The sequence below is a fragment of the Alishewanella sp. HL-SH06 genome (assembly GCF_052656265.1).
In genome coordinates this window covers 2448405-2471632 of the sequence record NZ_CP199752.1, presented here as the reverse complement: position 1 = coordinate 2471632, position 23228 = coordinate 2448405, and the positions used below count along the sequence as shown (strand labels likewise).

The window sequence follows — 23228 nt, the reverse complement described above, 5'->3', positions numbered from 1 at the left end:
TATGTCAGATTTTAATACGCGTTTTGCTGGCATTGCGCGTTTATATGGTCAGCAGGCCTTAGCAAAATTTCAGCGATCACATGTGGTGGTGATCGGTATTGGTGGCGTTGGAAGCTGGGCTTGTGAAGCTTTAGCGCGCTCAGGGATCGGTGAGTTAACGCTAATCGATTTAGATGATGTGTGTGTGAGTAATATCAATCGGCAAGCACATGCGCTGACCGACACGGTCGGTCAAGACAAAGTGGCGGTGATGGCTGAGCGGATTTTACAAATTAATCCAGAGTGTAAAGTGAATCAAGTCGCGGATTTTATTGCCCCGGAAAACTTAGCGAGCCTATTACCAGCTAACGCAGACTATGTGTTAGATGCGATTGATGCTGTTAAAGCTAAGGTCGCGTTAATTGCATGGTGCAAACGCAATAAAATGCCACTGATCACAACCGGTGGGGCCGGAGGGCAATTGGATCCAACGCAAATTCAATTGGCTGATTTAACCTTAGCCTTTAATGACCCCTTGTTGGCGAAAGTACGCAATATGCTCAGGCGCGATCATCAGTTTACCCGTAATCCTAAACGGCGTTTTGGTGTGGATTGTGTGTTTTCTACTGAACAATTACGTTATCCACAAGCCGACGGCAGTATTTGCCAACAAAAACCCGATAACACAGGCAGTATGCGCTTAGATTGTAGTGGCGGCTTTGGCGCCGCTATGGTGGTTACGGCAACCTTTGGTTTAGCCGCCGTGTCGCGAATTTTAGTCAAGTTGCAGCAAAAAGCCGCCATTTAATGGGCGGCAACCACGTCTTTTATTCGATTGACCATCGCATTTAAGCCATTGCCTCGAGATTGGCTTAAATAGGGTTTCAAATTCAAACTATCAAAGCTGCGTTGTAAATCCAGTGTAGAGATTTCTTGCCGCGTTAGGCCATTAACAAAGCATAACATGATAGCCAGTAACCCTTTGACGATGCGGGCATCGCTGTCTAACACAAAAAAGTGTTGTTCGGTGCGGCTATCATAGTAGTGCAGTAGCCAAGCCCGACTTTCGCAGCCTTTAACTAGCCACTCATTTTGGCGCATTTTTTCTGGGATCGGCGGTAATTTTTTACCTAACTGCATCAATAAACGATACTTACTTTGCCAATCTTGAGGTTGTTGTAACTGTGGCAAATCCTGTTGCCGGATAGCCGTAAGGGCTGTCGCAGTATCCGTAATAAGTTGTGCCATGGTCATACCGTAAGGATCTCCACTGCCTGAGCCAATGCTGCTAAACATTGCTCAACTTCGGTTAACTGATTATAAGGTGCAAATGCGAAACGCAGCGCGCCTGGCGCGGCTAATTGTTCAAATAAGGGCATAGCACAATGACTGCCCGCGCGCACAGCAATGTGTTGTTCGTTCAGCAATGCCGCGACATCGGCAGGGTGTTCACCTTGAATGTTCAAGGTAACAATACCGGCATTCTCGTGGCGAGACGATAACAATTGAATGCCAGGGATATGCTGTAAGCCATTATGAAAAGCCTTTAATAACAAGCTTTTATAACTGTTTATTTGTTGAGCGTCAAACCCACTAATAAATTTAATGGCCTGAGCAAGGCCCTGCGCGCCCGCAATGTGCGGGGTACCCGCTTCTAAACGGGCGGGTAAGCTGTTAAAGCGACTGCCACTAAAGCTAACATGCTCAATCATTTCACCGCCGCCATGTAACGGTGTCAGTCGTTCTAAGAATGCTCGCTTGCCATACAACACTCCGATCCCGGTTGGCCCATATAACTTATGCGCTGAGAAACAGTAAAAGTCGGCAGGCAATTTTTGTACATCGGGTCGTTGCCAAGCGATGCCTTGAGCACCATCGACGATGGTAATGGCCCCGGCCGCTTTTGCGTCGCTTAACATCTGTGCTAAAGGCAAAACATTGCCAAGTGCATTAGATACTTGGGTAAGACTGACAATTTTTGGCTTGCGTTCTAACAGTGTTTGATAGGCGGCTTGATCAAGTTGTCTGTCAACGGTTAATGGGATCACATCGATGATAACCCCATGCTGTTGACAATGCAGTTGCCAAGGTACGATATTCGCGTGATGTTCTAAGGCCGAGATTAAAATACGATCACCGGCTTGCAATATGGTATGCATTAAGCCAAAGGCTAATTGGTTAAACGCCGCTGTGGTACCACTGGTAAAGACAATTTCGGCAGGCTCGGCGGCATTAATAAATTGCTGTACCGTGCGTCTTGCCTCTTCAAATTGGCTTGTTGCCTGTTGGCTTAACTGATGCGTTCCGCGATGCACATTGCTATTGTCATGCTGATAAAACTTTACCAGGCTATCAATGACGACCTGAGGTTTGTGTGTAGTTGCTGCGTTATCAAGATAGATCCAAGTGGGTTGTTCACGAAAAAAAGGGAACTGTTGACGAAAAGCAGCGGCATCAAACACAGACATGTCGGGAAGCTCAAGACAAAAACAAGGCGACTATTATGCCAAAAGCCATCCCTTTTAGCGAGAAGCACCTTTTAATGAGCCTAATAAAAGCGTCATTACTCAGGCGTGTTGGCGATTTTGGTTGGTTTTTGCTGCATGAGGCTAAGGTAAAAGTATTAAAGTAGCCGAGATTACTTTGCAATGATGAGCCAATTGACTGCGCTAAAAACGAAAAAAGCGGCCAATGGCCGCTTTTAAGCTGCTGCTTGTCAGAGCAAATTACTTTTTGTAATCGCGTGCGGCATGGCCAGTGTATAGCTGACGTGGACGACCGATTTTGTGGCCTTTGTCTGCTAACATCTCGTCCCAGTGTGAGATCCAACCCACTGTACGTGACATCGCAAAGATCACCGTAAACATACTGGTAGGAATACCAATAGCTTTTAAGATGATGCCTGAGTAGAAGTCAACGTTAGGATACAGTTTCTTCTCGATGAAGTACGGATCAGATAACGCAATGCGCTCTAATTCCATGGCGACATCTAATAGTGGATCTTTAATGTTCAGTTCGGTTAATACTTCATGACAGGTATCACGCATAACTTTGGCACGTGGGTCAAAGTTTTTATAAACGCGGTGACCAAAACCCATTAAACGGAAAGAATCATTTTTGTCTTTGGCTTTAGCTACAAATTCTGGGATACGGTCAACAGAACCAATTTGTTGTAACATTTTTAAACAGGCTTCGTTGGCACCACCATGTGCAGGCCCCCATAAAGAGGCAATACCTGCCGCAATACATGCGTAAGGGTTAGCACCAGATGAACCGGCTAAACGCACGGTAGAAGTAGAAGCATTTTGCTCGTGATCGGCGTGTAACATGAAAATCCGATCCATTGCTTTGGCTAATACTGGGCTGACTTTATAGTCTTCAGCGGGTACAGAGAACATCATGTGTAAGAAGTTTTCTGAGTAGCTCAGTTCATTACGTGGGTAAACGAATGGCTGACCGGCAGTATATTTATACGCCATCGCGGCAATTGTTGGTAATTTAGCAATCAAACGATGAGCGCTACGGGTACGTTGTTGCGGATCGTTGATGTCTAAATCAGAGTGATAGAACGATGACATCGCGCCAACCACACCACACAGCATAGCCATTGGGTGTGCATCAACACGGAAACCTTGGAAAAATGCGGCGATTTTTTCGTGAACCATCGTGTGACGAGTAATGGTTTTAACGAAGTTATCATACTGCTCTTTTGTGGGTAATTCGCCTTCTAATAACAGGTAGCAAGTTTCTAAATAGTCTGATTTTTCAGCGAGTTGCTCTATTGGGTAACCGCGGTGTAACAAAATGCCGTTGTCGCCATCGATGTATGTGATTTTCGATTCACAGGAGCCGGTAGACATAAAGCCCGGGTCAAACGTGAAATAGCCCTGTTGACCTAGTGTACGAACGTCAATCACGTCAGTGCCTGCCGTACCAGAGTAGATCGGTAACTCAAAGGTTTTACCATCAATCTGTACGACGGCTTTTTTATCTGCCATTGGATTTCTCCTACTGTTTTTTTATGGGATATTAGGGTTAAGGGTATTCTACTCGCAAACCGCACCTGAAAGTCAATTCTAAAGGCTAATCAATTAATAAGTATTCGACTCTAGTCGTATTGCCGTACCGCTAAAAAGCTGTAAAGTTTTGTGTAACGGATTTTTCCGTTAAAAACCAAACAAAAATTGTAATAGCGTGTCATGAAATATATACTATTTGCGGCGTAAAAACAGTTCACCTTACCAGAACCTTTTTGCTGAACCAGCTTTATAGAAAAAGAGTATATCTGCTTCGGGATGTGGCTGTTTTTTGCAGCGACAATAATGACAACTACGCTCTACACGGGCATCGATAGGCAAGACACTGTGAAAAAGCAAAGACCAATAAATCTTGATTTAACAACTATCTCTCTACCTGCGACTGCCAAAGCTTCTATTCTGCATCGGGTTACCGGTGTTGCAATGTTTTTCGCACTGCTTTTTGTTATTTGGGCATGGGCGGTTTCATTGCAAAGTGCAGAAAGCTTTGACTACGTGAAGTCCTTGCTAAACTCACATTTTGCGAAGTTTATCGCATGGGGCACTATCACGGTACTTATTTACCACCTGCTAGGCGGTATCCGCCACATGATCATGGACCAAGGCTACTGGGAAGAACTCGACTCAGGTAACGCCAGCGCCAACATCACTATGGTGTTATGGATTATTTTAGCTGTTTTAGCGGGGGTATGGTTATGGTTCTAAATCAGGCAAGCCTGAAACGCGATGGTGTTCAGGATTACGTATCATTAAGAGCAACTGCTGTTGTCCTAGCGACATACGCACTTTTCATTTTAGGTTTTTTTCTTTTCACTCCAGAAGTGACTTTCGAGATATGGCATGGCCTGTTCAGTAACGTGTTAATGAAGGTGTATACCTTGTTAGCGTTGATCTCGATTGCCATTCATACCCGTATTGGCTTATGGCAGGTATTAACTGACTACGTAAAGTGTGCCAAGTTACGTGCCGCTTTACAGTTTGTCCTGTACGTAATTGCCTTTAGCTACGTGGCAGTGGGTTTATTTGTGTTGTGGGGTGCTTAAGTGAATATTCCAGTAAGAGAATTTGACGCTATCGTCATTGGAGCCGGTGGTGCCGGTATGCGCGCAGCGCTACAAATCACCCAATCAGGTTTAACCTGTGCATTGTTATCAAAAGTTTTTCCTACGCGTTCACACACAGTGTCGGCGCAAGGCGGTATTACGGTAGCGCTGGGCAATAGCCATGAAGATAACTGGGAATGGCACATGTTCGACACCGTTAAAGGGTCGGATTATATCGGTGACCAAGACGCGATTGAATACATGTGTAAAACGGGTCCAGAAGCGATCACTGAATTAGAGAACATGGGGTTACCGTTCTCTCGTACTGAATCTGGCCGCGTTTATCAGCGCCCATTTGGTGGTCAATCGAAGAACTTCGGTGGCGAGCAAGCTGCCCGTACTGCCGCTGCTGCTGACCGTACTGGTCACGCTTTGTTACATTTGCTTTATCAACAAAACGTTAAAAACCGTACTCAAGTTTTCTCTGAATGGTATGCCCTAGATTTGGTGAAAAACCAAGATGGTGCCATTGTCGGTTGTACTGCTATTGATATTGAATCTGGCGAAATCGTTTATTTCAAAGCCAAAGCCACGGTACTGGCTACTGGTGGTGCTGGTCGTATTTACGCTTCAACCACTAACGCACACATTAACACCGGTGACGGTGTCGGTATGGCTTTACGTGCGGGTGTGCCTTTACAAGATATGGAAATGTGGCAGTTCCACCCAACAGGCATCGCAGGTGCCGGTACCTTGGTAACCGAAGGTTGTCGTGGTGAAGGTGGTTACTTATTAAACAAAGATGGCGAACGTTTCATGGAACGTTATGCGCCAAACGCGAAAGACTTAGCTGGTCGTGACGTTGTTGCTCGTGCCATGATGACAGAAATCCGCGAAGGTCGTGGCTGTGAGGGCCCATGGGGTGTTCACATTAAACTAAAACTGGATCACTTAGGTGCTGAAGTTTTAGAAAGCCGCTTACCTGGTATTTGTGAATTATCACGTACTTTTGCGCACGTTGACCCGGTTAAAGAGCCTATCCCGGTTATTCCTACTTGTCATTATATGATGGGTGGTATTCCGACTAACGTCCACGGTCAGGTCATTACACCGAAAGCCGATGGTACAGAATCTGTTGTTGCGGGTTTATTTGCTTGTGGTGAGATTGCTTGTGTATCCGTGCACGGTGCAAACCGCTTAGGTGGTAACTCATTGTTAGACTTAGTGGTATTTGGTCGTGCAACAGGTTTACACCTTGGTGAAGCTTTAGCCGCAACCGCGCAAGCTCGTGATGCCTCTCAATCTGACATTGATGCGGCCTTAGCTCGCACACGTCGTTGGGAAGAGAGCAAGCCTGGCCAGGGTGAAGATCCGGTACAAATTAAGAAAGACCTGCAAAAATGTATGCAGCTTAACTTCTCGGTATTCCGTGAAGGTGAAGCAATGGCCGAAGGTTTACAGCAGTTAAAAGAAATTCGTGAACGTCTGCAGTTTGCTCGTTTAGATGATAAGAGCTCTGACTTCAACACTCAGCGTATCGAGTGTTTAGAGTTAGACAACTTAATGGAAACCGCATTTTCTACTGCTGTTGCGGCAAACTTCCGTACTGAAAGCCGTGGTGCTCATGCACGTTTCGACTTCCCAGATCGTGATGACGAGAACTGGTTGTGTCACAGTGTTTATACTCCAGACACTGAGTCAATGTTTAAGCGTAAAGTGAATCTGGAACCGAAGTTCCGTGAAGCTTTCCCACCGAAAGCACGTAAGTACTAAGAGGGCTACAGCGATGCAGAAATTAGTTTTTTCGATCTATCGTTACAACCCTGATGTCGACCAAGCGCCGCGCATGCAGGATTATACTTTAGACAACCCGGATGGCCGGGATATGATGGTGCTTGATGCACTGGTCAAATTGAAAGAGCAAGATCCAACGTTATCTTTCCGCCGCAGCTGCCGTGAGGGTGTTTGTGGTTCAGATGGCGTAAACATGAATGGCAAAAACGGTTTGGCTTGTATTACTCCACTATCCGCAGTGGGTTTGAAAGGCGGTAAAATCGTGGTGCGTCCATTACCTGGTTTACCAGTCATTCGCGATCTGGTTATCGATATGAGCCAGTTCTATACGCAATACGAGAAAGTGAAGCCGTATTTGATCAACGATGGCTTGCCGCCAGCCGGTGAATTTTTGCAAACGCCGGAAGAACGCGCTAAGTTAGATGGCTTGTACGAGTGTATTCTTTGTGCATGTTGTTCAACATCGTGTCCTTCGTTCTGGTGGAATCCTGATAAATTTATCGGTCCAGCGGGTTTATTACATGCTTATCGTTTCTTGGCAGACAGCCGTGATACTGCAACCGAACAACGGTTAAATGACTTAGATGACGCTTTCAGCGTATTCCGTTGTCATGGTATTATGAACTGCGTAAGCGTTTGTCCGAAAGGGTTAAACCCGACTAAGGCAATCGGCCAGATTAAGTCGATGTTGTTAAACCGGGCGCTGTAATGCGCCCTTTTTTAGTGATTTAATTGAAAACTGTCCATCCACTTAGCGGGGTGGCAGTTTTTTTGCTACTTTTTCCAGGTGCTCAAAAATAAGGGAAACTAAATGCACGAAGGTGTAATGAAGGCGTGGTTAGAGTCTTCACATCTTGGCGGTGGTAACATGGCCTATGTGGATGAACTCTATGAATCCTACCTAGCAGAGCCCACCAGTGTTGGTGACGAATGGCGTGAGTTTTTTGCCCAGTTACCAAAGATCGATGGGGTCGAGCTTGAAACCCGACATAGCGATGTTCGTGAACATTTCGCTGAGTTGGCCCGCAACAAACATCGTGAAGTTGTGGTGGTAAACTCTGGTTCTGGTGCTGACAACCGTCAGGTTAAAGTACTGCAATTAATCAACTCTTATCGCTTCCGTGGCCATCAACACGCCAACTTGGATCCGTTAAACCTGTGGAAACAACCTCGGGTACGTGACCTTGAATTGTCGTTTCACGATCTGTCTGAAGCTGATTACGAAACTGAGTTCAACATTGGATCATTTGCTTCTGGTCAAGAAACAATGAAATTGGGCGATTTGCACAAAGCACTGGAGCGCACTTACTGCGGTTCTATTGGTGCTGAGTATATGCATATCGTCTCAACCGATGAGAAACGTTGGATCCAACAGCGCTTAGAAAGTGTGCAATCTCAGCCTCGTTTTGATAAAGACACTAAGCTAGGTATCCTGAAAGGATTAATTGCTGCTGATGGTCTGGAAAAGTATTTAAGCTCAAAATTCCCAGGTGCTAAGCGCTTTGGTCTTGAAGGCGGCGATGCGATGATCCCATTACTGAAAGCCATGATCCACCGTGCCGGTGAGCAAGGCGCCAAAGATTCAGTGATTGGCATGGCGCACCGTGGTCGTCTGAATACCTTGATCAACGTACTGGGTAAGAATCCCTCGAAGTTATTTGATGAATTTGCCGGTAAATACGAAGTTGTGGGTGCTGGCGATGTGAAATACCATATGGGTTTCTCATCTGACTTTGCCACCAAAGGCGGTAATGTGCATTTAGCACTGGCCTTTAACCCATCACATTTAGAAATTGTTAACCCTGTTGTTTTAGGCTCTGTGCGTGCCCGTTTAGATCGCCGCGGTTGTACCGACGGCTCGCTAGCACTGCCTATTACCATTCATGGTGACTCAGCTTTCGCCGGTCAGGGTGTAGTTGCTGAAACCTTCAACATCTCGCAAACGCGTGCATTCAAAGTAGGTGGCACCATCCGCTTGGTCATTAACAACCAAGTGGGTTTTACTACGTCAAACCCTGAAGATACGCGCTCAACCCCTTACTGTACCGACATTGCTAAAATGGTACAGGCGCCCATTTTTCACGTGAACGGTGATGATCCTGAAGCGGTAGTGATGATTGCGCAATTAGCGGTTGATTATCGTAATACCTTTAAGCGTGATGTGGTCATCGATTTATTCTGTTATCGCCGTAATGGCCATAATGAAGCCGATGAGCCAAATGCAACGCAACCTCTGATGTATCAGAAGATCAAAAAGCACCCAACGCCGCGGGAAATTTACGCTGAGAAGTTGGTGCAAGAAGGGGTTATTACTGCTGACGAAGTGAAAGCATTAATTGACGGTTACCGGGATGCTTTAGACAAAGGCGATTGTGTTGTTGAAGAATGGCAACCGATGGCACCTTCTTCAGTAGATTGGACCCCCTTTATTGGTAAAGACTGGGATACCCATTATGACGCCAGTCTAAAGCTTGAAGAACTCAAAGCGTTAGGTGAAAAAGCCATACAGGTGCCCGCAACGCATGTGTTACAACGTCAGGTTGGTCGTGTCTATGAAGACCGTGCATTGATGTTAAAAGGTGAGAAGAAAATTGACTGGGGTTTTGCTGAAATCTTAGCTTACGCCTCGGTGGTTGGTGAAGGAAGCCGTATCCGTATTGTTGGTCAAGACTCTGGTCGCGGTACCTTTTTCCATCGCCATGCTGTACTGCATAATCAAACGGATGGTTCAACCTATACGCCGTTAGAGAAAATCAGTGAACAGCAGGGTAAGTTTGAAGTTTTCGACTCGGCCTTATCTGAAGAAGCCGTTTTAGCGTTTGAATACGGTTATGCGACAGCAGAGCCACGGGCTATGGTTATTTGGGAAGGTCAATTTGGTGACTTCGCCAACGGCGCCCAAGTGGTTATTGACCAATTCTTAAGCTCTGGCGAGCAAAAGTGGGGTCGTTTATGCGGTTTAACTTTATTGTTACCGCACGGCTATGAGGGGCAAGGCCCTGAGCACTCGTCTGCTCGTCTGGAACGTTTCTTACAGCTGTGTGCTGATCACAACATGCAAGTGTGTGTGCCAACGACACCAGCGCAAGTTTTCAACATGTTACGCCGTCAAATGGTGCGGCCAATGCGTCGTCCATTGATCGTGATGTCTCCAAAATCATTGTTACGTCACCCATTAGCGACTTCTTCGTTAGAAGAGCTTGCATCGGGTACCTTCCATAACGTGATTGGTGAAATTGACGAACTTGATGCAAAAGCGGTGAAACGTGTCGTGTTCTGTAGCGGTAAAGTGTATTACGAATTGCTTGAAGAGCGTCGTAAGCGCGAGCAAACCGATGTGGCTATCGTGCGTGTTGAACAACTTTATCCTTTCCCACATGAGGAAATGGCCGAAGTATTAAGCCAGTACCAACATGTAACTGATTTTGTTTGGTGTCAAGAAGAGCCACAAAACCAAGGTGCTTGGTACTGTAGTCAGCATCACTTCCGTGCTGCAATTCCAAAAACGGGTTACCTGAATTATGCCGGTCGTGAAGCGTCGTCTTCACCTGCAGTAGGTTACTTGTCAGTGCATAACAAGCAGCAACAAGCTCTCGTTAATGACGCGCTAACCATTAAATAATGATTTTCCAGCCTGTATGCTGCAGGCTGTGATAACTGATATAGACCAACCGTTAAAGGTGAAAAAGTGGAAATTAAAGTACCCGTACTTCCGGAATCTGTTGCAGATGCAACCATCGCCACCTGGCACGTAAAAACTGGTGAAGCCGTTAGCCGTGATCAGGTATTAGTAGATATTGAAACTGACAAAGTTGTGTTGGAAGTTGTTGCACAAGCAGATGGTGTGATGGGCGAAATCATCCATGACACTGGTGCAACGGTAACGGCAGAAGAAGTCATTGGTAAAATGGATGCTGGTGGTGCACCGGCTGCTAAGAAAGAAGAAGCGCCGGCAGAAAAAGCCGCAGCAGCTCCTGCTGCCGATGACAGCAATGACGATGCGTTAAGCCCCTCTGTTCGTCGCATGATTTCTGAGAAAGGCTTAGATGCCAGCAAAATCAAGGGCACAGGCAAAAACGGTCGCGTAACAAAAGAAGATGTTGAAAAGTTTGTTGCTGCTCCAGCCAAAGCTGCCGCGCCTGCTACAGCTGCTGCGCCAGTGGTTGCTGCCGGTGATCGCAGTCAGAAACGTGTTCCTATGACTCGCCTGCGCAAAACGATTGCAAATCGTTTATTAGAAGCGAAAAATTCAACGGCCATGTTGACCACGTTTAACGAAGTTAACATGAAACCTATCATGGATTTACGCAAGCAATATCAAGATGTGTTTGAGAAGCGTCATGGTATCCGTTTAGGCTTTATGTCTTTCTATGTCAAAGCGGTTACTGAAGCGTTGAAACGTTTCCCTGAAGTGAACGCGGCGATCGACGGTGATGATATTGTTTATCATAACTACTTCGATGTTAGCATCGCAGTATCTACGCCTCGTGGCTTAGTCACGCCTATCTTACGTGATTGCGATAAAATGAATCTGGCTGAAATTGAAAAAGCCATCAAAGAATTAGCCCTGAAAGGTCGCGATGGCAAGTTAGCCATGGACGATCTGTTGGGTGGTAACTTCACTATCACTAACGGTGGTGTTTTTGGTTCATTGATGTCTACGCCGATCATCAACCCACCACAATCTGCTATTCTTGGCATGCACAAGATCCAAGACCGTGTAATGGTTGTTGACGGTAAGATGGAAATTCTGCCTATGATGTATTTGGCACTGTCTTATGATCACCGGATCATTGATGGTAAAGAGTCAGTAGGTTTCTTAGTGACCATCAAAGAATTGTTAGAAGATCCAACGCGTATTCTGTTGGACATCTAACGTTTCATTGAATGTATCAAAAATGCTGTTGTTTGGTACAACAGCATTTTTTATCAAACCGGTTGGTACTATAATAAGCACCGAACCAAAATCAGGTTACTCTTTGTTGAGTAACGTCCCAATTCAAAAGAACGGAAAATAGCCATGAATTTGCACGAGTATCAGGGTAAGCAACTGTTTGCCCAATATGGTTTGCCTGTATCTAAAGGCGTTGCCGCAGCTACAGTAGAAGAAGCGGTAGCAGCTGCAGATGTAATCGGCGGCGATATGTTCGTTGTCAAAGCTCAAGTACACGCTGGTGGTCGCGGTAAAGCGGGTGGTGTGAAGCTAGTTAAGAGCAAAGAAGAAATCAAAGCATTTGCTGAAAAATGGCTTGGTAAGAACCTGGTAACCTATCAAACAGATGAAAAAGGTCAGCCGGTAAGCCGTATTTTAGTTGAGCCATGCACCGATATCGCTCAAGAATTGTATTTAGGTGCAGTTGTTGACCGTTCTTCACGTCGTATCGTGTTTATGGCGTCTACTGAAGGTGGTGTGGAAATTGAAAAAGTTGCCCACGAAACCCCAGAAAAAATCTTAAAAGCTGCGGTTGATCCTTTGGTGGGTGCTCAGCCATACCAAGGCCGTGAGTTAGCATTCAAATTAGGTTTAGAAGGCAAGCAAGTTAGCCAATTCGTGAAGATCTTCTTAGGTTTAGCAAAACTTTTCCAAGAAAAAGATCTGGCCTTATTAGAAGTTAACCCATTGGTTATTACACCTGCCGGCGACTTACACTGTTTAGATGCTAAGCTAGTTATTGATGGCAATGCCTTATATCGTCACCCTGACTTAAAAGCTATGCAAGATCCTTCACAAGAAGATCCACGTGAAGCGCACGCTGCCTCATGGGAGCTTAACTATGTTGCCTTAGGTGGTGACATCGGTTGTATGGTTAACGGCGCTGGCTTAGCCATGGGTACAATGGACATCGTGAAATTACATGGTGGCCAACCTGCTAACTTCTTAGACGTTGGTGGTGGTGCAACCAAAGAACGTGTTGTTGAAGCATTCAAAATTATCCTGTCTGATACTGCGGTTAAAGCCGTTTTCATCAATATCTTCGGCGGTATCGTACGTTGCGATATGATTGCTGAAGGTGTTATCGGTGCAGTAAAAGAAGTGGGCGTTAAAGTTCCTGTTGTGGTTCGTCTGCAAGGTAACAATGCAGAATTGGGCGCAAAAGTGCTGTCTGAAAGCGGCCTGAACATTATCGCTGATACCGACCTAACAAGCGCGGCTAAACAAGTTGTTGCTGCAGCGGCTAAGGCATAAGGGGTAAGTAATGAGCGTTTTAATTAATAAAGATACCAAAGTTATTTGTCAGGGTTTTACTGGTGCACAAGGCACATTCCACTCTGAACAAGCCATTGCTTACGGCACAAAAATGGTTGGCGGTGTAACTCCGGGTAAAGGCGGTCAAACGCATTTAGGTTTACCGGTGTTTAACACTGTAGCAGAAGCCGTTGCGGTAACCGGCGCAACAGCGTCAGTCATCTATGTACCTGCGGCATTTTGTAAAGATTCTATCTTAGAAGCGGCAAATGGCGGCATTAAGCTGATCGTTTGTATCACAGAAGGCATTCCAACTTTAGATATGTTAGATGCCAAAGTGAAATGTGACGAGTTAGGCGTCGTGCTGATTGGCCCTAACTGCCCAGGCGTTATCACGCCAGGCGAATGTAAAATCGGCATCATGCCAGGTCACATTCATAAGCCAGGTAAAGTAGGTATCGTTTCACGTTCAGGTACTCTGACGTATGAAGCGGTTAAACAAACCACAGATTACGGTTTTGGCCAGTCTACTTGTGTTGGTATCGGTGGTGATCCAATTCCAGGTTCTAACTTCATTGATATTCTGAAGTTATTCCAAGAAGATCCACAAACTGAAGCTATCGTCATGATCGGTGAAATTGGTGGTTCTGCAGAAGAAGAAGCGGCTGCTTATATCAAACAGCATGTGACTAAACCTGTTGTATCTTACATTGCTGGTGTAACTGCACCTGCAGGTAAGCGCATGGGTCATGCTGGTGCGATCATCTCTGGTGGTAAAGGTACTGCGGATGAAAAATTCGCTGCTTTAGAAGACGCCGGTGTTAAAACCGTGAAGAGCTTAGCGGATATCGGTCAAGCCCTGAAAGAATTAACGGGCTGGTAATCTAGCTTGTTAGCCGAAAAACCCGCTTTTAGCGGGTTTTTTTATGTCTAATACCTTTGAATTACAGTTGGGGGTTGATTTTTAAAGTCAGTTATCTAACATGGAGAGAGCGGTTAAGTGTCCATTCAGCTTTACTGTTATTTTACTAATAATAATCAGGGAAATTCCTATGAGAATAATGCCATCAGATTCCAAAATTAAGCCGCTTTCCATAGCGATAAGCTGTGTCTTGGCCGGTTCACTTTTTCAAGTTCACGCCCAAGAAGCAGAAGCTGACGCGCCCAAAGCGGATGAAAAAGCCGAACGTATTCAAATTATCGGTTCACGTATTCGTACCGACGGTTTAGATCAAGCTGCGCCTATTGAAGTAATTAATGCCAGTGTTGCTGCCAGTCAGGGTATTAGCAACTTAGGTGAGTTATTACGTAATTCCACGGTTGCTGCAGGTTCAAACCAAATTACTGCTGCGGCCTCTACGGCGTTTGTTACTGAAGGTGGTGTCGGTTCAGAAAGCATTTCATTACGTGGTTTAGGTGCAAACCGTACGCTAGTTTTATTAAATGGTCGTCGTGCTGGCCCAGCGGGTACGCGTGGCCAAGTAGCTTCTTTTGATCCGAACATTCTGCCTTTATCGGCAATTGATCGCATTGAAATCTTAAAAGATGGCGCTTCTTCGTTATATGGTTCTGACGCCGTGGCCGGTGTAATCAACATTATTACGAAGAAGGGTGATGAAGGTACTATTAACTTTAATACCTCGCAGCCGTTAGAAGAAGGCGGTGAAAGTTATCAATTAAACGGTACTTACGGTAAGACCTTTGGCCGCGGCTCATTCCGTGTTGTCGGTGATTACAAAGTGCAGCAAGAGTTGGCTCAAGGTCAACGCAGCTTCTTTAACTGTGCCGAGCGTTATTTGTTTGATCCAACAACCAATGAGCGAGTTGACCCTGTTGATCCGCGTACTGGCAGCTACCATTGTAATGATTTATTGTGGGGTCATATTTGGCTTTACGATTATCAAGGTGCTGGCGGCAACGTCCCTGCGGGTGCAAAAGCGCAATATGATTATGATGGTAACTTAGGTCAGTATATTCCTGGGTTTGCAACTGATCCCAACAATCCGGACTTTATGGTGACACCACCCGGTTGGTTCCCAGTGGCTTATGATCGTTTGTCAGATTCCGTCACTAACGCTGACCACCCGTTTCAAGATTTAGAAACCTTGGTTCCGAAAAACGAATTAATGACCGTGTATGCACAAGGTGATTATGAATTAAATGACACCACCAGTTTATACGGTGAAGTGTTATTAAATCGCCGTCAAACCACCACCAACGGCTATCGTCAGTTCTGGAGCTACAAATATAACGAAGATTTCTTTGCTGGTGATCCATTAAGTGCCGGTTGGACGGGTGCGCAGTGGTTAAGCCCAACCCCAATTACTGATCACTCAGGTGATAAAATCACCGTGGATTACCGCCGTTTTGTTGCCGGTATTAATGGTGATATTGGTAACTGGTATTATGATGTGGCTTATCAAAATAGCTACAGCAGCGGTGATTATAAGTCTAAGCTTATTTACGAAGATGCTATCTCACCCTATAACTTTGCCTCAGGCTCTTGTGTTGGTGAAACAACACCGATCCGTGGCGTGCCTTGTGTCGATGTACCTTGGTTAGATCCACAGTTCTTAGCCGGTAATATTTCACCAGAAATCCGTGATTTCTTGTTTGGTGAGCAAACGGGTAATACTGTTTATAAACAACAATCAGTTGAAGGTTTTATTTCAGGTGATTTATTTGAATTACCCGCCGGCTTTATCGGTACTGCGGTCGGTTTCCAGTTCCAAAAAGACTCGATCAATGACGTCCCTGGCGAAGAAACCTTACGTGAAAATACTTGGGGCCAAACGGCTGCGGGTATTACTGCCGGTTCACATATCAGCCGTGCAGTATTTACTGAACTCCAAGTGCCATTAGTACGTGGTCTACCGGGTATTCAAGCGTTAGATTTAACCATCTCAGGCCGTTACACCGATGTGTCTTCTTATGGTGGTGATAATACCTATAAAGCGGGTATAAACTGGACCATCGTCGATGGCGTGCGGGTGCGTGCTTCACGGGGTACCTCGTTCCGTTCACCAGCGCTATTTGAATTATATTTAAATAACCAAACAAGCTTTGTTGGCCAGCGTAATATCGATCCATGTATTAACTGGGGCCAGGGTGTTGACAATGGTACTATCGATCCTCGCGTTGCTACCAACTGTGCTACTGATGGTATTCCACGTGACTTCGCAGGTGGTGCTATTTCAGCAACGGTGACCACAGGCGGTGGTGCTGGTCAGTTAGAAGCCGAAACCTCTATCTCTGAAACGTTAGGTTTTGTCTGGACACCTGATTTCGAAAATCATGATATCAGCGCGTCAATTGATTACTTCAACATTGAAATCTTTGGCGAAGTGACTAACTTGACTGCGGGGCAGATCTTAGGTAACTGTTATATTTCTGATAACTTTAGCACTGAACCACTTTGTACTCAGTTTGATCGTGATCCTGTTGATTTGCGCATTACCAATGTGCGTGGTGGTTATTTAAACATTGCTAACCAGGTTAACCGCGGTGTCGATATTACCTTAAATTATGCTACTGATACTAAGTTTGGTCGTTTATCTGCCACTTATCAGCATACGCGTCAGATTGAAGCGGCAAGTCAATTGTTTGCTGATAGTGATCCAATCGACCGTACAGGGCAATTTGGTAGTCCAGAAGACGTAGGTAACCTGTTTGTTGGCTTGGAATACCAAGATTGGAGTGTAAACTGGATCGCACGTTATACTGGTGCGGTATCAAACGAGCAGTTTGTTAGCAGTAGCCCCACTTACCGTGGCGAAGCGGTTAAGTTAGTTGCGGCAGCAGATGCGGTGGTTTATCACACTTTCTCTGTGACCAAAGACTTTGCTGATGCAGGTTTAGATGTAACCTTGGGTGTGGCTAATGCTTTTGATAAAGAGCCGCCAAAAGTCAGTGCCGGTAGTTCTGTCACTCGCTTAGGCACCTCAGCGTTCTACAGTCAATATGACTGGTTAGGTCGTCGGGTGTTCTTAAATATGTCTTATAATTTCTAATTATAAGTGTGAGTAAAAATGCCGACTTAGGTCGGCATTTTCCTTTTTTAGTCTTGTTGTTGGAAACCAGCCTCATGCCTCGCGTGTTTGCCAAGCCTGATACTTTGAACGATCTTAATCCACAATTTAACCAGCCAGCTTTGACACAACCGGTGTTTTTAAACTCAGTGCCTAAGTGCGGTACACATTTGTTGCGTAATATTTTCCGGATGTTTGTTCCTGTTGCACAACAATATCATGACGCTTTTGTGCAAATTCCTAACTTGCGCCAGTGTCTGCCGGCGTTTAATCCGGCCAAGCCGATGTTAAGTTGGGGGCACTTACTGTTTTCGGATGAATCGGCCTTAGCCACGCAAAAAGCGGTGCAATATATTATTGTGCGTGACCCTTATGACTGGGTATTAGCGCGTGCACGCTTCTTTTTATCGGACACCTTTCAAGGGCAGATGGACCATTTAAAAGGCGGTCGCATTAAAATTAATGAAATGCTCAATATGATGATCTTTGGCATTTATCAAAAGGCGCCCACCTTACAAGAAATTTATAGCCATAACGCCGTCGCCTGGCTAGGCACCGGCATTAAATTAGTGCGTTATGAAGATGTGATTACCCATTTAAAAAAACTCGATACGCCCGCCGCTGAGCAGTATTTTACTGAGTTATTGCAGCCAGTATTAGTTAACGGTTGCTTACCCGAAGATTGGCGCCGCCGTATTGAACTGGGTTCAGATCGCCAGCAGAGCGGCACCTATAGAGAGAATCTGGCTGGGATCAGTGCCGAGATCCCAGACGAATTACCCGATATGCAAAAACGTTTAGTCGAATATGCTGCGCCAGGTTTGCGGCATATTTTAGGTTATTACTAACAGGAGAGTCGGTGATGCAGCGACCGCAAGTATTAATTGTTGGCGGCGGTTCAGCCGGTTGGATGACGGCAGCTTACCTTAATGGCGCATTAAATAAAGCAGGCCGTGAACCTCGCGTGAATATCCATTTATTGGAGTCTCCTGATATTCCACGCATTTCAGTGGGTGAAGCAACGATCCCTTCTATGCGTCATCTGTTAGCGGTAATTGGCGTTGATGAAATGGAATTTATGCGCGCGACCGATGCGACCTTTAAGCAGTCAATTAAGTACGCCAACTGGGTACACAACGATAATACGTTCTATCACCATCCTTTTAGCAGTATGCGTACGCAACCCTTAGACCATTTAGCCGAAGAATGGCTGCGCAGTGATCGCAGTATTCCCTTTATGGAAACCTGCTCAGCACAGCCGATTATTTGTGAGATGGGGTTAGCACCCAAAATGCTTGGGCAATGGGATATGGGCCCACCGCTTAATTATGCTTATCATATGAATGCGCAAAAGTTTGCCGATTATTTGCGTGATTTTTCCGTGGCCCGGGGGGTTAAACATACCCTGGCCAATCTGCAAGACGTGCAAATGAAGGCTGAGCAGCGCATTGGCGCTATCGTCACCGATCAAGGGGCAACGCTGGCGGCCGATTTGTTTGTCGATTGCACCGGTTTTAGTGCCAAATTAATTGAAAAACAACTCGGTGTCGGTTTTGAAGATTGTTCCCAGTGGTTGCTCTGCGATCGCGCCATTACCATGCATATTCCTTACGATCGGTTCTATCCGGGTATGGTGCGGCCTTATACTACGGCCACCGCATTATCCAATGGTTGGATCTGGGATATCCCCATGCAAAACCAACGGTCAGTCGGTTATGTTCATAGCAGTGCTTTTATTAGTATTGAAGAGGCTGAGCGTGAAATGCGTGCTTATCAAGGGGTGGGGTGTGAAGATTTGCCGCATCGGGTGGTTAATTTTAAAGTCGGCCGGCGTAAACAAAACTGGCAAGGTAACTGTGTGGCCATTGGCTTATCGGGAGGCTTTATTGAACCGCTGGAATCAACCGGTTTATATCTCAGCGATTTAGGCGCCGTCACCTTAGCGGAGCATTTTCCGTTTGCCGCTGAAGATATGCCGCTGCTGGCCAGTCGTTATAATCGTATTTTATCTAATCGCTTTTATGAAATTCTCGATTTTATCAATATGCACTATTGCATGACACAGCGCACCGACACCGCTTTTTGGCGAGAAGTACAAAAACCGGAGCGAATTACCGAGCGTTTAAAAGCCAAGTTAGCATTTTGGAAAGTTAAACCGCCTAGTGCCCATGATTTTCAGGATCAGTGGTTCCCGGGGATGGATGCACAGGGCAGTCATGATGGTTTCAGTGATATGCGCGCGGCGGTTGATACCGGCGGGCTGTGGAATCACGAAAGTTATCAATGCATTTTATATGGTATGGATTACCTGCGAGCGCATTGTGCAGAACGTTACGGGCCGAATTTACCGGCAACGCAAATTCACCGAGCGATATTACAGCGCTTACAAATGGCACGACACAAATTGCCGCCGCATGCGCATTGGTTACAGCAAGCCGTTGGCATGCCAACCTATGCGACTGCGTCTAAACCTGCGGGTTGGGTCTAATCTGACATTAGCGTATCACGGAGCAAACAGATGTTGCTATGGGCAGATTTACAGCGTTTAAACCGCCTAGAGCGGCGCTGGTTGCAGTGGTTTTTATGTATTATTTTGAGCAGTACAATTTGGTTTAGTTGGCAAAGTACGGATTGGCAGAGCTATGGGTCAATAACCCTAAATTGGTTTATCAGCCCTATAAGTGCCATCAGTGGTGTCTTGTGCGTGGTGATGGTCGCCAAAGGCTTAATGTCTAACTGGATTTGGGGGCTGATCAGTGCCAGTAGCTACGGTTTACTCGCGTGGACCTCGGGCTATTATGGTGATTGGCTAATTAATTGGTTTTACTTTTTACCTGCGCAATTTTTTATTTATTTTAGCTGGCGTCAACATCTTTGCGCTGAAAGTCAGATCATCAAGATGCGGCGGTTAGGGCGGCATTGGTTTTGGGTGTTAGCTTTAGTTGTGTTGGGGATTGCGGCACTCACCGCGGTATTAACCGAGCTCGACGGCTTTATTAGTGAAGCCTTACAGCGTAATTCACAGGTGTATGCTAGCTTGCGCGAATTAACCGGGCTGACGTTTAGCGGCCCACTGCTGGATAGCGCGACGGTGGTATTACAAATTGCCGCGCAATTATTGATGATCCGTATGTATGCGGCGCAGTGGCCATTTTGGATCCTGACCAATGTTTTAACGTTGTTTGCTTGGAGTTTGGTATTGCTGACGGATCCAAGTGCAACAGCCTATGCGGTACCCACTTTATTAATGTGGAGCGCATTTTTAATGAATTCGATTTACGGCATGATTAGCTGGCACAAAGGAGCATCAGAGCATTGAGTAAAGTAGGCGTTTTTCCAGGGAAGTTTTTACCGCCTCATCGCGGCCACTTAACCGCGATACTGCGCGCTCATGCACTATGTGACAAACTGTATGTGGTGATCAGTGAGCGAAGCCATGAAGATGGTGAGTTATGTCGGGTTGCCGGTATTCCTTATATTGACGGTGTACTTCGTCAGCGTTGGTTATCGCAAGAGCTGCAAGGTTTGGGGATCCGGGTATTGCTGCAAAACGAAGATGCGATCCCTGCGTTTCCGCAAGGTTGGGGAGAATATGCCGGGTTGCTACAACACACCGTGCCAGAGCCATTTGCAGTGATATTTGGTGGCGAAGAAGATTATCGTGCCGGTCATCAGCAGCATTTTCCTAACATCGATTATCGGGTATTAGATCCGCAGCGCACCCAATGGCCGATCAGTGGCACTGAAATTCGCAACCGACCTTATTTGCACTGGGATTATATTGCCGGTGCTGCTCGGCCGTTTTTTGCACGTAAAGTGCTGATCACCGGGCCTGAATCTTGCGGTAAAACCACCTTAACTCGTAAGCTCGCCAAAGTATATTGTACTTCTTGGTCAGAAGAGCTGGGGCGTGATTATCAAGAAGACGTGGTGGGCGGCAATGGCGATTTATTTAATTTAGAAGATTTCAATCGTATTACCCATTTGCAATACGAGCAAGATTGGCATGCCTTACGTAGTGCCAACAAGGTCTGTTTTTTCGATACTGATGCGGTGGTTACCGCTTTTTTCAGTCAGGTGTTTTTAGGCAATGTCGCCAGTCGTATCGAGAGTTTTATTGATCCTTTAAAATATGACTTAATCATCGCACTGGAGCCAACCGTGCCCTGGGTAGCGGATGGCATGCGCGAATTGGGTTCGCCGCAAATACGCCAACAAAGCTTTCAGCAGTTACTCGACTTATATCAGCAGTATGGTTTTCCCGCAGATCGCATCTTACGTGTTAGCTCGGCTGATTATTACGAACGGTTAGAGAGTTGCATCAGTGCGGTTGATGCATTATTGCAAAAATAGCCTTGCTGATTAAAATCTTTGCAAACAGTGCTGACCAGCAGTAGTCAGCGCCGGTTCGGCTGTTATAATGCCACATCATTTTTCGGTTCACGTAGAATAAAAGGACACCAAGTATTATGTCGGACGTCATTTCGCGCCCAACGAATTTTATACGGCAAATTATTGATGCCGATCTGGCCAATGGTAAGCACAGTGGCGTTCAAACCCGTTTCCCGCCTGAGCCTAATGGTTACCTGCATATTGGTCATGCTAAGTCGATTTGTTTGAATTTTGGTATTGCGCAAGATTATCAGGGGCAGTGTAATCTGCGTTTTGATGATACTAACCCTGAAAAAGAAAACGTCGAGTTTGTTGAGTCGATCAAACGTGACGTTAGCTGGTTAGGTTTTGAGTGGTCTGGCGATGTGCGTTACTCATCAGATTACTTCGAACAGCTGTATGGCTATGCGGTGGAGTTAATCAACAAAGGTTTAGCCTATGTCTGTTTCTTAAATGGCGAGCAAATGCGCGAATACCGTGGCAATTTAACCCAGCCGGGTAAACCTAGCCCATATCGTGATACCAGCCCAGCAGAAAACTTAGCCTTATTTGAAAAAATGCGAGCTGGTGGTTTTAAAGAAGGTGAGTGCTCATTACGTGCAAAAATCGACATGAGCTCCTCTTTTATCTGTTTGCGCGATCCGGTTATCTACCGGGTAAAATTTGCGCATCACCATCAAACGGGTGACAAGTGGTGCATTTACCCAATGTATGACTTTACCCATTGTATTTCTGATGCGTTAGAGGGTATTACGCACTCGTTATGTACGCTGGAGTTTCAAGACAACCGTCGTTTATATGATTGGATCTTAGATAACATCAGTATTGCATATCATCCACAGCAAATTGAGTTTTCGCGTTTAAACCTTGAATATGCGGTGATGAGTAAGCGTAAATTACAAACCTTAGTGGCAGAGCAAGTGGTACAAGGCTGGGATGACCCACGTATGCCGACGATCGCCGGTTTACGTCGTCGAGGCTTTACCGCTGCCGCCATTCGTGAGTTTGCTAAGCGTATCGGTGTGACGAAGCAGGATAACGTTATTGAAATGAGCGCGTTAGAAGCCTGTATTCGTGAAGATTTAGACACGTCAGCACCGCGGGCGATGGCCGTTCTTGATCCGATCAAGGTCACTATCACGAATTATCCAGCAGATAAAATTGAGTGGTTATCTGCGCCTAATCATCCCAAAAATGAAATGGGTGAGCGCCAAGTGCCATTTGGCCGTGAACTTTATATTGATCGTGCTGATTTTCGTGAAGAAGCCAATAAGAAATATAAACGTTTAGTTTCGGGTGGCGATGTTCGTTTACGTAATGCCTATGTGATTCACGCAGACGAAGTGATCAAAGACGATGCCGGTAATATTATTGCGTTAAACTGCAGTTACTTACCTGAGACACTGGGTGAAAACCCGGCTGATGGTCGTAAAGTGCGTGGTGTGATCCACTGGGTAGAGCAAACGCAAGCGTTAGCCGCAGAGTTCCGAGTTTACGATCGTTTATTCAGTGTGGCTAACCCTGCAGCCGAAGAAGATTTTATCAGTACTGTTAATCCACAATCCTTAGTGATTAAGCATGGTTTTGTCGAGCCATCACTAGCGACAGCCGTGGCCGAACAAGCTTATCAGTTTGAGCGTGAAGGCTATTATTGTGCAGATAACCAAGATTCTAGCGCAGCTAAACTGGTATTTAATCGTACAGTAGGCTTACGTGATAGCTGGGGTAAAGAAGAAGAGTAAGCCCTAAGGCAGCAGAAAACGGCTGC

Annotated in this window: 17 protein-coding genes and 1 pseudogene; 15 read left to right on the top strand and 3 right to left on the bottom strand. The window is 45.8% G+C overall.

Annotated elements, in window-relative coordinates:
- Position 1 precedes the first annotated feature (1 nt).
- Positions 2 to 787, top strand: coding sequence for a tRNA cyclic N6-threonylcarbamoyladenosine(37) synthase TcdA (tcdA, locus tag ACUJFK_RS11335; RefSeq protein WP_445424916.1), 786 nt, complete (start codon positions 2 to 4; stop codon positions 785 to 787).
- On the opposite strand, the gene ACUJFK_RS11330 is transcribed toward tcdA, so the two are convergent.
- From ACUJFK_RS11330 to gltA, 3 genes are all read right to left on the bottom strand, one after another.
- Positions 784 to 1227 (bottom strand): SufE family protein, encoded by a 444-nt coding sequence (locus tag ACUJFK_RS11330; protein WP_226750018.1) that lies wholly within the window; start codon positions 1225 to 1227, stop codon positions 784 to 786. The genes tcdA and ACUJFK_RS11330 overlap by 4 nt on opposite strands.
- Positions 1228 to 1229: 2 nt before the next feature.
- Positions 1230 to 2447, bottom strand: a complete 1218-nt coding sequence (locus ACUJFK_RS11325) for an aminotransferase class V-fold PLP-dependent enzyme (RefSeq protein ID WP_445424915.1) — start codon at positions 2445 to 2447, stop codon at positions 1230 to 1232.
- Positions 2448 to 2705: 258 nt separating this feature from the next.
- A complete protein-coding gene (gene gltA, locus ACUJFK_RS11320) occupies positions 2706 to 3977 on the bottom strand; it encodes a citrate synthase (protein ID WP_445424914.1) in 1272 nt (423 codons plus the stop codon).
- Positions 3978 to 4343: 366 nt separating this feature from the next.
- Between gltA and sdhC the strand changes: the two genes are divergently transcribed.
- From sdhC to glnS, 14 genes and pseudogenes are all read left to right on the top strand, one after another.
- On the top strand, positions 4344 to 4721 hold the full coding sequence (gene sdhC / locus ACUJFK_RS11315; RefSeq protein WP_226750015.1) for a succinate dehydrogenase, cytochrome b556 subunit: 378 nt from the start codon (positions 4344 to 4346) through the stop codon (positions 4719 to 4721).
- Positions 4712 to 5059, top strand: a complete 348-nt coding sequence (gene sdhD, locus ACUJFK_RS11310; protein ID WP_226750014.1) for a succinate dehydrogenase, hydrophobic membrane anchor protein — start codon at positions 4712 to 4714, stop codon at positions 5057 to 5059. Before sdhC ends, sdhD begins: the two co-directional genes overlap by 10 nt.
- Entirely contained in the window at positions 5060 to 6832 is a 1773-nt protein-coding gene (gene sdhA, locus ACUJFK_RS11305) for a succinate dehydrogenase flavoprotein subunit (RefSeq protein ID WP_445424913.1), read from the top strand.
- Positions 6833 to 6845: 13 nt separating this feature from the next.
- Positions 6846 to 7562, top strand: coding sequence for a succinate dehydrogenase iron-sulfur subunit (locus tag ACUJFK_RS11300; RefSeq protein WP_226750012.1), 717 nt, complete (start codon positions 6846 to 6848; stop codon positions 7560 to 7562).
- A gap of 102 nt (positions 7563 to 7664) precedes the next feature.
- Positions 7665 to 10475: a 2-oxoglutarate dehydrogenase E1 component gene (locus tag ACUJFK_RS11295; RefSeq protein WP_445424912.1), complete on the top strand. Its 2811-nt coding sequence runs from the start codon at positions 7665 to 7667 to the stop codon at positions 10473 to 10475.
- Between the two features lie 63 nt (positions 10476 to 10538).
- Positions 10539 to 11729: pseudogene (gene odhB, locus ACUJFK_RS11290) on the top strand (2-oxoglutarate dehydrogenase complex dihydrolipoyllysine-residue succinyltransferase); the annotation flags it as partial.
- Positions 11730 to 11873: 144 nt separating this feature from the next.
- Positions 11874 to 13040 carry an ADP-forming succinate--CoA ligase subunit beta gene (gene sucC / locus ACUJFK_RS11285; RefSeq protein ID WP_306178333.1) on the top strand — a complete coding sequence of 389 codons (1167 nt, stop codon included), beginning with the start codon at positions 11874 to 11876 and terminating at the stop codon, positions 13038 to 13040.
- 10 nt (positions 13041 to 13050) lie between these two features.
- Positions 13051 to 13923: a succinate--CoA ligase subunit alpha gene (sucD, locus tag ACUJFK_RS11280; protein ID WP_306178334.1), complete on the top strand. Its 873-nt coding sequence runs from the start codon at positions 13051 to 13053 to the stop codon at positions 13921 to 13923.
- A 178-nt stretch (positions 13924 to 14101) separates the two neighbouring features.
- On the top strand, positions 14102 to 17050 hold the full coding sequence (locus tag ACUJFK_RS11275; protein WP_445424911.1) for a TonB-dependent receptor domain-containing protein: 2949 nt from the start codon (positions 14102 to 14104) through the stop codon (positions 17048 to 17050).
- 8 nt (positions 17051 to 17058) lie between these two features.
- Positions 17059 to 17916, top strand: a complete 858-nt coding sequence (locus ACUJFK_RS11270) for a hypothetical protein (protein ID WP_445424910.1) — start codon at positions 17059 to 17061, stop codon at positions 17914 to 17916.
- Between the two features lie 14 nt (positions 17917 to 17930).
- Positions 17931 to 19556, top strand: a complete 1626-nt coding sequence (locus tag ACUJFK_RS11265) for a tryptophan halogenase family protein (protein ID WP_445424909.1) — start codon at positions 17931 to 17933, stop codon at positions 19554 to 19556.
- A gap of 30 nt (positions 19557 to 19586) precedes the next feature.
- Positions 19587 to 20387: a nicotinamide riboside transporter PnuC gene (gene pnuC, locus ACUJFK_RS11260; protein ID WP_445424908.1), complete on the top strand. Its 801-nt coding sequence runs from the start codon at positions 19587 to 19589 to the stop codon at positions 20385 to 20387.
- Positions 20384 to 21421: a multifunctional transcriptional regulator/nicotinamide-nucleotide adenylyltransferase/ribosylnicotinamide kinase NadR gene (gene nadR / locus ACUJFK_RS11255; protein ID WP_445424907.1), complete on the top strand. Its 1038-nt coding sequence runs from the start codon at positions 20384 to 20386 to the stop codon at positions 21419 to 21421. The genes pnuC and nadR overlap by 4 nt, the downstream gene beginning before the upstream one ends.
- A gap of 116 nt (positions 21422 to 21537) precedes the next feature.
- Positions 21538 to 23202 carry a glutamine--tRNA ligase gene (gene glnS / locus ACUJFK_RS11250; RefSeq protein WP_445424906.1) on the top strand — a complete coding sequence of 555 codons (1665 nt, stop codon included), beginning with the start codon at positions 21538 to 21540 and terminating at the stop codon, positions 23200 to 23202.
- The last annotated feature ends 26 nt before the right edge of the window (positions 23203 to 23228 follow it).